Source organism: Flavobacterium sp. 270, from assembly GCF_004368785.1.
Classification (GTDB): Bacteria; Bacteroidota; Bacteroidia; order Flavobacteriales; family Flavobacteriaceae; genus Flavobacterium.
In genome coordinates this window covers 160,166-176,848 of record NZ_SODM01000007.1, presented here as the reverse complement: position 1 = coordinate 176,848, position 16,683 = coordinate 160,166, and the positions used below count along the sequence as shown (strand labels likewise).

Here is a 16,683-nt window from a genome sequence, read left to right as displayed (position 1 = left end):
ATGCTTTTTTTACTCTTATTCATAATAGAATTGCGAAGCACTTATTTCTTGTTTTTCTTTTCCTTCCTGCTGGATAAAACAATTTAAAGTAGTTCCACCAATCTGGTCAAAATAACTGATGTTGATTCTATGAAACCCTTTTTCAAGTTTTACGGCTCCGTAAGCTTCATTAAGCCAATGAATGTTGTCATTGTTTACGATTAATTCATCATCAATAAAAAGCTTTGATCCGTCGTCTGAAAGCGTCGAAATCGTGTAATTTGCCGTTTCGGGAATGTAGATGTATCCGTTGAATTTTAAGCCAATATAACGCTCTGTTTTTGATTTCCATTTTTCACTGCTTATCATTCCTTCAAAAATACCAGAATTAACAGGTTTTATTAATTCTAAATCCTGCACTTGCTGCAATAAAGTTCCCGTATAATAATCATATTTTAAACCCTGTTTGGTTGGTTTTAGAAATAAAGCCGATTTTAAATCTGGATTTCTAACGAGTATTTTACTGATAGAACTTCTTCTTCCGCCCGAATTGATTTGAACAATTTTTATAATTCGATATTCTCCTTTCGGAATATTTATGGTTACTGGTTTAGTGTAAAGTTCCGCAGTTTCGTCTGGATTATAACCGTCTATAGTATAAAAAATCTGTCCGTTTTTAATCGTAGGTTTTAAATCTAAAACATATTTTGATGCAATTAATGCGGTTTCATTAGAACCAAACGGACTTGGAACTTTATACAATCTTTTTTGTAAATCTAATTTTTCTAATTGATTTGGAATTCTGTTTAAAATAAAAGAATTATAGTTTTTGTTTTGAGGTTCAGTCCATGCAATTTCTGCCAAAGCAAATAACCGCGGATAAAGCATATAATTTAATTTGGCTGGACTTGTCAAATATTCCGACCAAAGATTAGATTGAACACCCATAATGTATTTTTGTTCATCGATCGTTAAACTATCAACGGGAGTAGGGTTGTAGTTGTATATCTTTTCAACCGTAGTTAATCTTCCAATTGTTAAAGGTTCCTGTGGAGAATAACCTTGATTATAATCCAAATACAAGACCTGCTCCGGATTCATGATTACAAAATGTTTCTGTTTTGCGGCACTTATTCCTCCTGCTTCGCCACGCCATGACATTACAGCTGCGTTGGGTGCAAGTCCGCCTTCCAGCATTTCATCCCAACCCAGAATTTGTCTACCGTTTGCATTTAAGAATTTTTCGATTCGGGTTGTTAAATAACTTTGTAATTCATGTTCGTTTTTTAAACCTAAAGAAGCAATTCTTTTCTGGCAGTTTGGACACTCTTTCCATCTTGTTTTCGGACATTCATCTCCGCCAATATGAATGTACTTGCTTGGAAATAAAGCCATAACTTCAGTTAAAACATCTTCTAAAAAAGTAAAAGTTTCTTCTTTTCCCGCGCAAAAAATATCTTCAAAAACACCCCATTTTTCTACAACTTCATATTTTCTTTCTGGAAAACAAGATAAATTAGGATATGCTGTAACTGCCGCGGTTGCGTGACCCGGCATTTCGATTTCCGGAATTATGTTTACATAATGCTCTTCGGCAAATTTTACAACATCTTTGATTTCTTCCTGAGTATAAAATCCTCCATAAGGATTTCCGTCAAAAACCTGCGGAAATCTTTCAAATTTATTGCCCACTAAAGTCTGTGCTCTTTTCGATCCAACTTCAGTTAATTTTGGATATTTTTTTATTTCAATTCTCCATCCTTGATCATCGGTTAAGTGCCAGTGAAAGTTGTTTAATTTATAGCTTGACATTTGTGCGATAAAATCTTTTATAACAGCAACAGAGAAAAAGTGACGGCAAACATCAAGATGTAATCCGCGGTAAGCGTATCGTGGCGTGTCTTCAATCGTTACACAAGGCAATTTTATTTCTTTTTTTTCAGGTCTGTTCGGCAGCATTTGCAATAAACTCTGCACGGCATAAAATAATCCTTCTTCAGAACCTGTTACAATGATTTTTTTGGATGAAGTATGTATAGAATAAGCTTCTTTATTTAAAGTTGAAGAAGGATTTTTAGCAATAAATTTTACTTCGACCGAACCTTTTTTTGATGGAAGATTTCCGTTTACGGCTGCTTCAAAAAATTGCGCTGTTTTAAGTTCTTTGGCGCTGTATTTATTATTTTCAAAAACAACTTTTATTTGTCCGCTTAAGCGAATGCTGTCTCCGGTTGCTTTATAAAAATTTGGCGCAGGAATTATAGAATTGTTCTCAGAAATAGATTGTGCATTTCCGATAGAATAACAAAATAACAATAGAAATAGAATGCTTTTTTTCATGGTTTATTTCTGTTTGACGGTAAACAAATGTATATTTTACGATTATTTTTTGCAAAAAATATGCAAAATAGGCTAATGTGTAAAGGTCTTTATAATAGGCTAATTAACTTTTTTATTACAGTATGTTATTTTTTGTTACGCAATAATATTGCATTATTTGATTACATTTGTTCAAAAAAATCAATTCGCATGAATAATGATAATGAAGTAGTAAATTATACTAAGGAAGAACGTAAAAATCTTATTTTAAAAGAGATCAACTTGCATACTCGTGTAAGTTTTGAAACGCTTTCGGCTAAATTATTTGTTTCAGAAGATACGGTAAGACGCGATATAAATGAGTTGGAATCTGATTCATTATTGATAAAAGTAAAAGGCGGTGCGATGACAAAAGCGTACCATCATTCTTCATCAAATCAAACGTATGCCGGCGAAGCTAAACAGATTATTGCGCAAAAAACTTTAGGACTTCTTCATGATGGTATGGTTTTATTAATTGGCGGCGGAACTACAATTAGAGAGTTTATCCGTTTAATTCCGAATGATTTAAATCTTACTATTTTTACGGTTACCGTTTTGTCTGCGGTTGAACTTTTGGACAAACCAAATGTCAAAATCATCATGATTGGCGGCAGTATTTCTTCATACAGTCAAATGTGCGTGAGCGGTGATGTTTACAATCAATTGGCAAACATAAAAGTTGACTTATTGATTTTAGGAACCAATGCTTTAGATATCGAAGGCGGTTTCTCAGATTCTGACTGGGAAACGGTTCAGGTAAAAAAAGCAATGATTCAGGCTTCTGAAAAAACAGCCATTCTAACTATTTCTGAAAAATTAGACACGGTTCTAAAAATGAAAATCGCCAATTTATCCGAAGTTGATTATGTTGTTACCGAAGTTGATCCGGGTCACGAAAAATTACAATCGTATAAAAAGGCAGTTCCAAGTTTAGTTTTTATCTAATCCCAGTTTTTCATTAAAAAATTAATCCAGTTCTGGTGAAAGATATTTTTTAAGTCTTCATCAGAATAACCGTTGTTTTTAAAAATCAACACCAATTTTTGTAAATCGGCAATCGTATCTAAATCGTACGGACCTTGTTCTGTACCAAAAGCGCCATCCAAATCTGAACCCACGCCAATATGATTTGCATTTCCGGCCAATTGGCAAATATGATCCATGTGTTTAAAAACCGTTTCCAGATTACAATTTGTTCCTAAAGGTGTCGAAACGCCTCTTTCCCAATTTGGAACCAGCATCCACGCATCTAAAGCACCGCCAATAACCGCTCCTCTCGAAATTAAAACTTTTATCATTTCATCGCTGTATTGTCTGTTATGATCTACAAGACTTCTGCAATTGTTATGACTTGCCCAAACCGGACCGTTATAATGATCTAAAGCCTGCCAAAAAGCATCATCGCATAAATGAGTTGCATCCAAAATGATATTCAAACGTTCCATCTCTCTTAATAAATCAAGACCGTTTTGATTCATTTTTCCCGTTGCATCTGTTCCGTTTGCGTAACGTCCGGGGCCGTAATGTGCAGGGCCAATCGCTCGTAAACCATAATTGTATGCTTTTTCCAGATATGAGATATCAATAATAGAATCGGCGCCTTCTAAACTTAAAATATAACCAATCGGTTTTTTATCATTTGGCGTTCCGTCATTCCATAAATCAATTTGCTTTTGAAGCGATTTTTTATCTGTAATCTGAAACATTTCCCCGGCCTCTTCCATCGTTTTATACCAAGTAAGTTGGCCTTGCGTTTGCGCCCAGGCTTGTTCTGGAGAATTCCAACCCGGAATTATACTGCCCGGTTTTACAAAACGTGCAATCTGTGTGGCAACCACAATGCCAATATTACCTTTTCTTAAATCAGGAAACGAAACCGTAGCGCGTTCGCGATCTGGTTTGTCGGTCATTCCTTTTTCTAAATGGCGTAACGTTTTTACATCATTTCTTAAATCTCGGTTCCATTCCATCGCATTCATGCTCAGGTCTAAATGGGCGTCTATTATAAACATAGTGGACTTAAATTTTAAATATTAATTTTTCTGCTTCGTGCCGCAACATTCCATTGATCGCAGATTTGGTGCGCTGCATTTACAACCTGAACCGCATCGTAAAGTGCGCAGGTAGGGCAGACGTGATAGGGAAGCGCATAAATAGTATCGCCAATTTGATATTGATTTTCGCCCCGATTTTCTATAATTAAATGTTCTTCTGAATGCGAAATCGGAATCAGATTTTCATCATTCAAAATCACTAATCTTTTATCGATTGGGTTTTCTGAAGCAACGGCTTTATAACCAATATCAATACAAAAAGTTGATCTTGTTGGTTTAGAAATTACTGTGCCGACAAGTACAGCTGCAGGTTTAAATTTTTGTTCGGGTAAATTTGCTCCGTAATTGCCATCCCAAAAGACAAAAGTTCCCGGACTGCATTCCACATTTTCCTGTTCTGCATAAAACGGAAAGGTGTTGGAACCGCCAGCAACGATTTTTAATTCGTAATTTAATTTTGGCTGGATGCTTTTTAATTTTTGATTGATGATTGAAAAAGCTTCAGAAGCTTTTGCTTTTCGTGTTTCAACATCACCTTTTAAATGTCCGTCGTAAATATGAATTCCGGCAAAATGAATGTTTTCTAATTCTATTATAGCTTCCCCTAAAGTTGTCCAATCTTCAGAAATTGAGATTCCTGTTCTGTCCATTCCCGTATTTAAATCGAGAAAAACTGAAAGTGTCAAATCATTTCTTTTTGCAGTTTCATTTAAAGATTTAACCGCTTCTACATTATCAACGATTGTCGAAAAACTACAATTCGGGTATTGTTGAATCAGCGAAATCCATCTTTCTTTTTTAAAACCAATTGGCTGATACGCCAAAAGAATATCTGGGATTTGATGCATTGCGCTGAGTTCTGCCTCTGCGATTGTCGCGCATTTTACTTTATTGATGTTGTAAACTTTAAACAACTCCAATATTTCGCCAATTTTATGTGTCTTAATATGTGGGCGTAATTTTTCAACGTTACCTTTTACAGAAACAATAAGATGTTCGATATTGTATTGCAAACGATCTTCGTAAACCGCTAAAAAAGGAGTGTCGACAAGAGTTTCGGGATTAATTTCCCACCAATTTTTTTCCATAATTTAGTTTCTTGTTTTTTCCACCGCTTCAATTAAATGCTGAAAAGCAGCAATAGATTCTTCATACGTTAATTGTGCCAGCATTTCTTTCGAAAATAAATTAGACCCAACTCCTACGCAGACAACCCCAGATTTAAACCAGGATTTTAAATTGCTTTCTTCTAAAGTTACACCGCCGGTTGGCATTAATTTTAAATTCGGAAAAGGAGCTTTTAAGGCTTTTACATATCCTGGCCCGCCAATTTTATCAGCAGGAAATAATTTAACGATTTCTGCACCTAGTTTGTTGGCGTGTAATATTTCATTTAAAGTTGCGGCGCCGGGAATCCAGTAAATATTATTTTTAAAGCAATAATTACCAATTTCTAAATCGGTATGCGGACAAATAATGCAGTCTGCACCTAATTGATGGTAGACTTCAGCATCGTTTACCGTTAAAATAGATCCAACGGCTATTTTTATATTCAAATTATTAGCATTTCTAAACGCAATCATTTGGCTAAAAACTTCCTTTGCATCGTCTGCGCGTGCTGCAAATTCAATTATTTTAATGCCAGTTGCTGCAGCTGATTTCAATACGATTTCGGCAGTTTGAATGTTGATTTGAGTTACTAACGGAAGTACGCCTTGGGTTTTTAAAATGCTGTACATAATTATTTGGGGATAATTTATCTATTAATTCTATTGCTTGAGCCGTTTTGAATAAAATGACTGATTTCGGCTGGATTGCTAATGGCAAAATCTCCGGGAATACTTTGTTTGATTACACCGCAGGCGGTTGCCCAATTGATACAATCCTGACCAGAAAATGTATTAGAAAGTCCATAAAGTAAACCTGCTGTAAAAGCATCGCCGGAACCAATTTGGTCGGTTACTAAATGTATTTTGTTTTCCTGGGTTTCATAAAAACTGCCTTCATGCATAAGCAGACCTTTGTATAAATGCGCCGGCCCATCTGATTTTCTAAAACTCATCGCTAGGGTTTTTAGAAAAGGCATTTTTGTTTTTAATAATTCGAATGTTCTCTGAAAACGATCTGCATCTGAATCTTTTTTATCCGTTTTTATTCCGAAATAAATTTCTACGGCATCTAAATCTGCAACTGTTATGGTACTGTGCTGCAATAAATCGGGCATTATTTCTGACGGATGTTTTCCGTATTGCCATAATTTGGATCTGAAATTAAAATCGGAAGAAATGGAAATTCCTTTTTTGTGCGCTGCTAAAATGGCTTCTTTGCAAACCAAACTGGCTTCATAAGAAACTCCCGGACTTATTCCAGACCAATGAAAATGGGTTGCTTCTTTTAGTACAATATTCCAATCGATTTCATTTTTTTTCATAGTGGCAAAAGAAGAATTGCTACGGTCGTAAATAACCTGAGATTGTCTAATTTGATTTCCGGATTCTACAAAATATAATCCTAAACGTTCTCCGCCATAAACACAGTTTGAAGTGTTTACTTTGTGTTTTTGAAGTTCGTTTATTGCCAGTTGTGCCAAATCATTTTGAGGCAAACGGGTAATATAATCGGTTTGAATTCCTAATTGCGAAAGTAAAACACAAACATTGGCTTCGGCACCGCCAACATGCACTTGCATTTCATTCGCCTGTGTAAATCGGTAACCGCCATTAACGCTCATTCGAAGTAATAATTCTCCAAAAGTTGCGATTCTTGTTTGTGGTGTATTTGTATTCATATTTTGTTGTTTTGTTGCCACGAAATTGTTTTTTTTTTTGCCACGAATTACACGAATTGCACGAATTTTTTTAATGAATTCGTTAGAGAAATCCTTTTAATCTGTGTAATCTGTGGCATAACTAAAAATTCGTGTAATTCGTGCAATTCGTGGCAACCTTTTTTACCATAATTCAAAAATAGCTTCGACTTCTACGGGGATGTTGTCCGGTAAAGAACCCATTCCTACGGCGCTTCTTACTCCGATTCCGTTTTCTTGTCCCCAGACTTCAGCAAACAATTCACTGCAACCGTTGATTACATAAGGATGTCTTAAAAAGTCGCCGTTGCAATTTACCATTCCAAGGACTTTTATGACTCTTTTGACTTTGTTCAAACTTTCAAAATTGGTTACAATTGTAGAAAGCATCGTCAAGCCGACTTGTCTTGCGGCGAGTTTACCTTCTTCGATATCCATATCGTCGCCAATTCTGCCAATAATTAAAGATTTGTCATCGTTAACAGGCCCGTGTCCAGACAGGTATAAATATTTACCATCAACTAAATAAGGTTTGTAAATGCCAAGTGGCTGTGGAGCCGGCGGCAATGATAAACCTAAAGTTTCAAATTTTTCTTGTGGTAATAAATTCATGATATTAATGTATAATTGAGTTTAAAATAAAAACGAAAACAATTCCTAAAACCGATACTAGAGATTCCATGACCGTCCATGATTTAAAAGTATCTTTTAGGCTGATATTAAAATATTCCTTAAACATCCAAAAACCCGGATCGTTTACATGTGAGCACATTAAGCTTCCGGCGCCAACGGCCAGAACTAACAAATTGGGGTCGAGTCCGTTAGATTTTAGTAAAGGTAATAAAACGCTGGCAGTCATTAAACCTGCGGCGGTTGCAGAACCCACACAAATGCGAATTATTGCCGCCATTATCCACGCCAATAAATAAGGATGAATGTTGGTTTGCGTTAAAGTCGAAACAATAATTTCGTTTACACCGCTTACAATCATTACTTCTTTTAGGCCTCCGGCTCCGCCGACAATCAAAACAATTAAAGCAACATCTTTGATTGCAATTGCATAATCATCCATTATTACTGTAATGCTTCTGTTCATTCTGATTCCTAAAGTGTACGTACAGATCAATAAAGAAATCAACATAATCATACTTGGCTCGCCAACTGTTTTGCAAATATTGATTAAGGTTTCGTTTGATGAAATTAAAGGCAGTAATGAAGTCAGCGTTAGACCGAAAACCGGAAATAAGGCAGAAAATAAACTAATAGCAAAACTCGGAAGTTTACCTTCATTAGCAATTTCTTCTACATTTAAAATTTCATGATTAGATTCTGTTTTAATGTTTTTCAGCAAATTCGAAAACAATAAACCCGCGATAAAAATAGTCGGAACAGCGATAATAATTCCGTAAACTAAAACAAGTCCGATATCAGCATTCAAAATACTGCTTAATGCCATTGGTGATGGGTGAGGAGGCAAAAAACCATGCGCTACAGAAAGCGACGCCAGCATTGGGATTCCCAAATATACTTTTGATAATTTAAATTGATGGGCTACAGAGAAAATCAAAGGTACTAACAAGACAAATCCAACACTATAAAAAAGCGGAATCCCAACAATAAATCCGGTAATCATTAATCCCAATCGAACGTATTTTTTGCCCGTCCATCCCATAACCGTTTTTGCAATCACATTGGCGGCGCCAGACGAAACGGTAAGTTTACCAATGCAGGTTCCGAAAACGATAATCAACGTTATTGAACCCAGCATTTCGCCTAAACCTTTTTGTACCGTTTGCGATACAGTATCTATCGGCAGGCCTAAAAATAGACCTGCTAATAAAGCTGTTATAATGAATGCAATAAAAGGATTGATTTTAAACCACGCTATTTGCAGGATCAAAAACGCAATGCATGCAGTAAGAATTAAAATGCTCATTTATCTTTTGTGTTTTATTTATCCCACCAGATTTTTGTTGTAAAAGTGTCTTCGCCCTGGCGTTTGACCGCTTCTGCTAAGTTAGCAGAATTCACTGAATATTCGCTTGTTGGATATTTGAAACGTCTTGGAATTGTGCCGTTTGTAACGTTTCCAGGGAAATTTACCGGAACTAAAACCGGATAACCTGTTCTTCTCCAATTAGCATAAACTTCTTGTTCATCTACAAATAAAGCAACCCAGATTTGAGTATGGATCTGATTCATTTTTTGTTCTAAAGATCCGGCAGCATTAAAAGGATTTAATGTCAAATACGGAGTCGCATCTGCAATGGTATAGCCAGCGCCATAAATTCCCATATTCAGGAAAGAAGCTTTTACGCCTTTTTCGTATAAATCTTTATCGGTTTCTGTAGTGTACCATCCTCTTGTGGCAGCTTCCGCTAAATAAAGATTCGTTTCGGCATTGCTTAAGATTACTAATGGCGCATCATTTTTAAAAACCGTACTTTGATTCGGCTCCGAATACGTGCCTTGTTCTGCAGCGGTTGGAGCATTTTTTAATCCGTTAGGGAAACCTTTTTGTACGGCTAAAGCTGTATTTTGAGTTGTTCCCTGCCAAACACCAGAATAAACACTGATTCTAGGATCTGCCGTTGCTTTTAGTAAATCAATAAAAGTCTTCGCTAGTTTTCCGCCTTCTACATTTTTCTGTCCGAATGATCCTTGTGTGAAATCTTGTTTTCTGGAATCAAAACCAACAGGATTTCTATTAAAATCATTTGGCCCATCAGTATATTTCATAATCGCATTGTCGGTTCCGTTTAAAATTACACCACCGGCAATTGCTTTTGTAACCCAGGTTTTAGCCAAAGTCGGGTCTATTTTTGTTAATCTTAAACCCAAACGAAGCATTAATGAATAGGAGAATTTTTTCCATTTTGCTACATCTCCGTTGTAGATAAAATCGGCTTGACCAAAACTTCCTTTAGAAACATCTAATGCTGTTGCGGCTTCATCCAATTCTTTCAGCAGATCTTTATAAATAAATTCCTGAGTATCATATTTTGGAAGAAATACTTGTGTACTGTTTGCTTTTGCAGCTTCAGAATACGGAATATCGCCGTACAAATCTGTAATTCTATGGTACATATATGCTTTCCAGATTCGGGCAATATTCAATTTATTGCTGTCAGCTGGATTTGCTTTTACGGCATCAATTACAATTTCGATTTCATTTATTGCGGTTGGATAAACTTGATTAAAATAAGCCGAAAAATAAACTTCGTTACTTAAATATTTATCTCCCACGCCAGACGCTTCTTTATAAGTAGCATAATGTTGAAGCATACCACCGCATTCTAAAATATTGGTAGCAAAATAATTATTGTTTAAACCGTCGAGCTGTGATTTGCTGAAAATAAAGTTCGGATTCGGTTTTTCTACCACATTCGGGTTCGTGTTTATTTCTTCAAAATCCTTGGTACAGGCTGTCATACTTCCTAAAAGTATGCCTGATATATATAAAATGGTTAACTTTTTCATGTCTTTGTAATTTAAAATTTAACGTTTAAACTTAAACCAAAACTTCTTGTTTTTGGCACTCCAAATTGTTCTACACCTTGAGCGTTTCCTGCGCTGAATACAGATTCTGGGTCTACGTTTGGTGTTTTCTTATAAAGAATGAATAAGTTTCTTGCAACAAAGGAAACCGAAGCACTTTGCAGTTTAGATAAACCCGGAATTTTGTCAACCGGCAATTGGTAGCCAAAAATTACTTGTCTTAATTTTACAAAACTGGCATCGTAAATAAATGTTGATGAAATGTTTCTTAAACCGTCATAATACGTTCTCAGGTTTTCTGGAGAAATTACCATATCAACCGGATTTCCGTTAGTATCAACACCTTTTATTGGTAAACCATTTTCACGTCCTTCCAGAGTAAGTTTGGTCAATCCCATACGAGTTCCGTATAAATCTGTTCCCGAATATAAGCTTCCGCCAAATTTACCATCAATCAAAAAGCTGAATGAGAAAGATTTGTATTTAAATTCATTGCTAATACCTGCTGACCAAGGATGAACACCTTGTCCTAATTCCTGCAGCGGACCTTGCGCAATTGTAGCCGAACCACCGCTTACATTATAAACTGTATTTCCGTTGGCATCTACGCGTGGTTTGTATCCTTTTATAATGCTGTACGGACGACCAACATCACTTGTGATAGTTACATATCCGTTTACAGAAGTTGCCATTGTGATAGAATTTAACTGATCTGTAAGTGCTTCAACAGTGTTTTCGTTATAAGATCCGTTGAAACTTGCTTCCCAAGAAAAATTATCTGTATTAATGATTTTACTGCTCAATAAAACTTCAACTCCTTTGTTTCTCATTTTTCCAAGATTCAATAAAGCAGTACTTGCTCCAGAAGCATTAGAAATTGTAGTTTCAACAATGTCGTTTGTTGTTGCACGATTGTACCACGCAAAATCAAGATTTAAACGATTGTTGAAAAATCCTAAATCGGTACCAATTTCAAATGTGGTTGAAGTAAGCGGACTTAAAGTTGAATTTGGAACTCTGGTACTTGTTGGACCTTGTAATTGCTGTCCGTTGTGTCCGCCCTGAATCATCGAGTACGATTGATTTAATGCATACGGATCAGGAGTTGCGCCCCCAACTTCTGCCCATGAAGTTCTTAGTTTGGTAAACGAAACCCATTCTGGCATTTTTATAATATCCGAAAGAATAACACTTGTTCCTACCGATGGATAAAATACTGTATTGTTCTCTTTTGATAATGTAGAAAACCAATCCTGACGACCTGTAAAGTTTAAGAAAACTACATTTTTATAATCTAAATCTGCAGCGCCGTAAACAGAATTTGTTTTCGTTTTTCCGTAAGGATAGCTATAGGCCAAAGTTGATAAATTACTCAAAGCATAAAAATCATCCAAAACAAAATTGGATCCTTCAACTCTGGTTTCGTCTCTTAAAGTCGTGCGGGAATTTACTCCGACTAAAGCATTCAAAGAGAAATTTTTGTAGATGTTTTTCTTTGTATAATTTAAAATTGCTTCAGAATTTAAGTTCTGTAATTTTGTTTTAGAACCTTGTGCGTAACCAACAGGATTGTTCAAAGTTGTTTTTGGGATATATCCGAAGAAATCATAATTGGTAAAATCCTGTCCAATTCTACCCTGAAGAAATAATTCTGGCGTAAAGTTTAATTTTACATTCAGCATTCCGATGAAACGGTTTTTGGTATCGCTGTTTTTTATTTTGTTTACAACAAAATACGGGTTCGTGGCAACCGCAACAGGATTCCAGGCTTGTTCAATACCGTTTGCATCATAACCTGGGGCAAGATTCCTAATGTCAACTGTGTTCGCAATCATGTACGTTCCCCAGTTTGGGTTTGCTTCTGCATCAGAAACCGTAACTCTATTGTTGGATTTGTCTACATTGTATTGTGCTACAACATCAAATTTCAACCAATTCGTTAAGTTTACATTGCTCGCAATATTTACACTTTTGCGATTAAAATCAGAGTTTGGAACAACACCTTGATTGTCCATATTCATAAACGAAAGACGTCCGGTTGCTTTTTCAGTTCCGCCAGACAAAGCGATTGAATTGATAAAAGTCGTTCCTGTTTCGTAAAAGTTTTTAATATTATTTTTTTGAGGAGAATAAGGTCTTGCAACACCGTCAAACTGAATAACATCTGTTCCGTCCATTTTTGCACCCCACGACCAGCGACCGTCTGCAATAGCTTCAGCCTGATTTGTTGGTTTTTTGCCAAGTGCTCCAGAACCGTATTCGTATTGCCAGTCAGGCGTAATAGATGGCGTTTCAAAAGTAAAAGAAGTATTGTATTCTACGCCAATTCCTTTTTGAGCAGCGCCTCTTTTGGTCTGAATCAAGATTACACCGTTTGCCGCATTTGCGCCGTACAAAGCCGCTGCTGTTCCTCCTTTTAAAACCGTAATACTTTTAATATCATCCGGATTTATAACAGAAGTTCCGTCGCCTCGGTCCACATTGATTCTTGTAGAACCAACTCCGTTGCCAATTCCCGGTAAATTAAGCTGCGTATTGTCTATTGGTAAATCATTTACAACATACATCGGCTGGTTATTTCCGTTTAACGAACCATTTCCACGAATTACAACTCTCGTAGATCCGTTTGGTCCTGTAGAAGTACTGCTTACGTTTACACCGGCAATTTTTCCAACCAAAGCATTTGCGATATTGGTTTCTTTCGCTTTTGTAAATTCAGTCCCTTTAAGTTCTGTTACCGCATACGAAATGGCTTTACTGCTTTTTTTAACTCCCAGCGCCGTTACCAAAACCTGATCTAAAACATTTTCTGCTGGTTTTAGGCTTATGATTAAATCTTTAGTTTGGTTTAAATTAAATTCTAATGTTCCGTAACCCATATAACTTACCACGATTTGCGTCTCGTTTTCTGGAACATTTAGTTTGAATTTTCCAGTTTCGTCGGTTATAGTCGCTATTTTATTATTGCTCTTTGCATAAATTGTTGCTCCAGCAATTGGCATTCCGTCATCCTGACCAATTACTTGGCCCGAAATTTCAACCTGACTGCTTTTTTGTTCAAAAAGATGCTTTTTAATTGCAGTCTCTTTTGCATTTAAAGAGAAGATGATTCCCCCGATAAATACTAATGAAATAAGCTTTGTTTTCATAATTTTCTGGTTTTCATGTTTTTTTTGGTTTTGTTGGCGATTCAAATATATATATTAATTTTTCATATTTGCATAATTTTTGCAAAGAATGCATAATTTTTGCAATATTTTTTCTGGAAGTAATTTTTAATCCCAAAAGAAATGCGGTATCAGAATGAAAATTGAGAAAAAATTGCAGAAAGTACTTTTTCGAAAAATATAAGAATTAGCTTAATTTGTGTAAATTTGAGATATGAAAATCGCACTTATTCAATCGGATCTTACTTGGGAAAACGCTTCTAAAAACAGAAGTAACTTTGAAAACAAAATACAACAGATTGATTCTGAGGTTAATTTGATTGTTCTTCCCGAAATGTTTTCTACAGGATTTACTATGAATGCTCCTGCAGTGGCAGAAACAATGCAAGGCGAAACTGTTTTGTGGATGCAGTCTATGGCAAAGCAAAAAAATGCTGCCATAACCGGAAGTTTGATTATTGTAGAAAACGAACAATATTATAATCGAATGCTTTTTGTTTTTCCGTCAGGCGAAATTGAATTTTATGATAAACGACATTTGTTTTCGCTTGCCGAAGAAGATAAATTTTATACCCGCGGCACTCAAAAAGTTATTGTAGAATATTTAGACTGGAAGATCTGTCTGCAAATCTGTTATGATTTGAGGTTTCCGGTTTTTGCCAGAAATGTCGAAAATTACGACTTGCTTTTGTACGTTGCCAATTGGCCAAAAGTACGTACAAATGCATGGGACGCTCTGCTAAAAGCACGCGCAATCGAAAACTTAAGTTATGTTGTTGGAGTAAACAGAATTGGTCTTGATGCTCATAATTATGAACATATCGGACATTCTCAGGTTGTAGATTTTTTAGGAAATTTTATCCTCGAACCACAAGAAACAGCAAGTGTTTTTGTGGTCGAACTGGATAAAAATATAATGTTAGAAATGCGAAAAAAATTAGATTTTTTAAGCGATAAAGATCAATTTGAAATTAAGATTTAGAAAGCCTTTCGTTTCTTTTCTGCTTCTTTTTTCTTTTTCTCATCCTGTTTTTTCTCTACTTCAGGACTAAACGGAATGCTTAGATCGATAGTTTCGTCCCGATCCCAATTGGCACGAACATCAAATTCCTGCTGATAATAATATACTTCTTCGGAATATGTTTTGTTTAAAAAGCTTCCGGTATCGTACAATTTATTTTTATTATCATCATAAATAACGCGTATTGTAAAAACTTCTGGAGCAACTAAGTCAAAAGCAATTCTGGTTTCTTTTTCAGAATAAGCAGAAGCCAGAACATTATCGCCTTTTTTATTCGTTAGCTCAACAATAATCGGAAAACGTTTTACATTTTTAAGATTCAGAATTAAATTTCCGTAATCAGAAAGTTCTTTAGTCGTTAATTTATAAGATAAAGTATCATTTGGCTTTTCGTAAAAATCCGTCAAAGCCCCGGGGAAAAATGTGATTTTATATTTTTCTGAAGGTTCTTTCTTAAAATCTACATACAACTTTTGATCAAACTCGTCGTATTCCGTTGTAAATTCTACAGCGGTAGAATCTTTGTTAATCAATCTAATTTTAGATTTATCAAATTTTACGAGCGGTGTTTCTGTTTCTAATGTAAATCGATCTCTAAAATTAATAAGTCCGCTTTGTACCGGCTTAATAGCTAAGGTGTCTTTTTTCAGATCTTTAATTTTAAAGGCAAACTTTTTATTATACTTGTCTTTATCGACTTCTAAGGATAACGAATCGACTTTTAAATTTGAAAAAGGTTTGTACCAAACCTGCAGGGAATCTTTTTTAGGAAACTGCGTTATAATTGTTTCCAAAATCTCTGTATTGTGTTTTAGAACAATTTTTGGTTTAGAATTTTTAAAATTTTGTTTTCCTTCGTACGGAAGCAAAAGTCTGTTTCCAGAAGCTTGTATCGGTTTAAAAGTCTTTAGCGGAAGCGTTTCTTTAAACAACTCTAATTCATAAATCGTATCGCTGGGAACAGTAATATAATTTTTAAGATATCCAATTTTATCGTCTTTCGGATTAAATTTATTATTAGAACCTTTGTCTTTTAATGCCACCAAAAGATATTTTCCGGCTTTTAAATTTTCAAATTTAAAAGTCCTTAAACTGTCCAAAGTATTCGTAATATATCTCGGAAAATCCTTGTAAATCACAGAATCTTTAAACTTATCATTTACTTCATAAAGCATTACCGAAACAAAATTGTCTACATTTTTCTCGTACGCATCTTTTATTCTTCCGTTAAGGGTAAGAGAATCGATATGCGGTCCGGTAGAAAAAACATATTTAAATTGATTTAATGAATTTCCTTCGTTATTGTCTGCAATACTCTGCCCAAAATTGAAGCTATAAGTAGTATTGGGCTGTAAAGTGTCTCTAATATGTAAGGTTATAAACTTGCTGACATTGGTTGGTGTAATCAACGGCTCATTTTTCATGGGTGGCGAAATAATCAGCTGTTTATTTGTGTTTTTAAGTTTTATATATTCATCAAAAACCAGCGTAATTTCATTTCCTGTAAAATTGGTGCTGTAATTTTTTGGTGTACTTGATATTAAAACCGGAGGAATTGTATCTTTTAATCCACCAGTAATACTGCCTCTTTTGGCGCAGCTCATCATTAATAGCACTAATAAAAATGAAATATATCTAAGTGTGTTTTTCAACATAACAGTTTTTGAATTTGATTGCACAAAATAACGATTATATTTGCTTTAATTGAAATTTTTTATCCATTTATTAGGATTTACAGCTTTTACTGCGCGTGTATTTTTGGACTTTAAAAAGAATAATTTGTTATAATTTCTTACT

Annotated in this window: 12 protein-coding genes; 2 read left to right on the top strand and 10 right to left on the bottom strand. The window is 35.3% G+C overall.

What is annotated here, in order from left to right; translation table 11 throughout:
* Positions 1-15: 15 nt before the first annotated feature.
* A complete protein-coding gene (locus EV144_RS22080; RefSeq protein ID WP_134151304.1) occupies positions 16-2,319 on the bottom strand; it encodes a family 20 glycosylhydrolase in 2,304 nt (767 codons plus the stop codon).
* Positions 2,320-2,508: 189 nt separating this feature from the next.
* Between EV144_RS22080 and EV144_RS22075 the strand changes: the two genes are divergently transcribed.
* Positions 2,509-3,285, top strand: coding sequence for a DeoR/GlpR family DNA-binding transcription regulator (locus tag EV144_RS22075; protein WP_134151303.1), 777 nt, complete (start codon positions 2,509-2,511; stop codon positions 3,283-3,285).
* Here EV144_RS22075 and EV144_RS22070 read toward each other — a convergent pair.
* The 8 genes from EV144_RS22070 to EV144_RS22035 all read right to left on the bottom strand — a co-directional run bounded on the left by EV144_RS22070 (position 3,282) and on the right by EV144_RS22035 (position 13,847).
* Positions 3,282-4,352 carry a dipeptidase gene (locus EV144_RS22070; RefSeq protein ID WP_134151302.1) on the bottom strand — a complete coding sequence of 357 codons (1,071 nt, stop codon included), beginning with the start codon at positions 4,350-4,352 and terminating at the stop codon, positions 3,282-3,284. The two genes, EV144_RS22075 and EV144_RS22070, sit on opposite strands and share 4 nt — an antisense overlap.
* A gap of 14 nt (positions 4,353-4,366) precedes the next feature.
* Positions 4,367-5,482 (bottom strand): D-TA family PLP-dependent enzyme, encoded by a 1,116-nt coding sequence (locus EV144_RS22065; RefSeq protein WP_134151301.1) that lies wholly within the window; start codon positions 5,480-5,482, stop codon positions 4,367-4,369.
* A 3-nt stretch (positions 5,483-5,485) separates the two neighbouring features.
* On the bottom strand, positions 5,486-6,133 hold the full coding sequence (locus tag EV144_RS22060) for a bifunctional 4-hydroxy-2-oxoglutarate aldolase/2-dehydro-3-deoxy-phosphogluconate aldolase (protein WP_134151300.1): 648 nt from the start codon (positions 6,131-6,133) through the stop codon (positions 5,486-5,488).
* A 17-nt stretch (positions 6,134-6,150) separates the two neighbouring features.
* A complete protein-coding gene (locus EV144_RS22055) occupies positions 6,151-7,182 on the bottom strand; it encodes a sugar kinase (protein WP_134151299.1) in 1,032 nt (343 codons plus the stop codon).
* A gap of 162 nt (positions 7,183-7,344) precedes the next feature.
* Complete coding sequence (locus tag EV144_RS22050) at positions 7,345-7,812, bottom strand: RidA family protein (RefSeq protein ID WP_134151298.1); 468 nt, start codon at positions 7,810-7,812, stop codon at positions 7,345-7,347.
* Between the two features lie 4 nt (positions 7,813-7,816).
* Positions 7,817-9,136, bottom strand: a complete 1,320-nt coding sequence (locus EV144_RS22045; RefSeq protein ID WP_134151297.1) for a GntP family permease — start codon at positions 9,134-9,136, stop codon at positions 7,817-7,819.
* Between the two features lie 14 nt (positions 9,137-9,150).
* Positions 9,151-10,680, bottom strand: a complete 1,530-nt coding sequence (locus EV144_RS22040; protein WP_134151296.1) for a SusD/RagB family nutrient-binding outer membrane lipoprotein — start codon at positions 10,678-10,680, stop codon at positions 9,151-9,153.
* A gap of 11 nt (positions 10,681-10,691) precedes the next feature.
* A complete protein-coding gene (locus tag EV144_RS22035) occupies positions 10,692-13,847 on the bottom strand; it encodes a SusC/RagA family TonB-linked outer membrane protein (protein ID WP_134151295.1) in 3,156 nt (1,051 codons plus the stop codon).
* 232 nt (positions 13,848-14,079) lie between these two features.
* Between EV144_RS22035 and EV144_RS22030 the strand changes: the two genes are divergently transcribed.
* A complete protein-coding gene (locus EV144_RS22030; protein ID WP_134151294.1) occupies positions 14,080-14,847 on the top strand; it encodes an amidohydrolase in 768 nt (255 codons plus the stop codon).
* Here EV144_RS22030 and EV144_RS22025 read toward each other — a convergent pair.
* Complete coding sequence (locus tag EV144_RS22025; protein WP_134151293.1) at positions 14,844-16,541, bottom strand: Ig-like domain-containing protein; 1,698 nt, start codon at positions 16,539-16,541, stop codon at positions 14,844-14,846. The two genes, EV144_RS22030 and EV144_RS22025, sit on opposite strands and share 4 nt — an antisense overlap.
* Between the last annotated feature and the right edge of the window lie 142 nt (positions 16,542-16,683).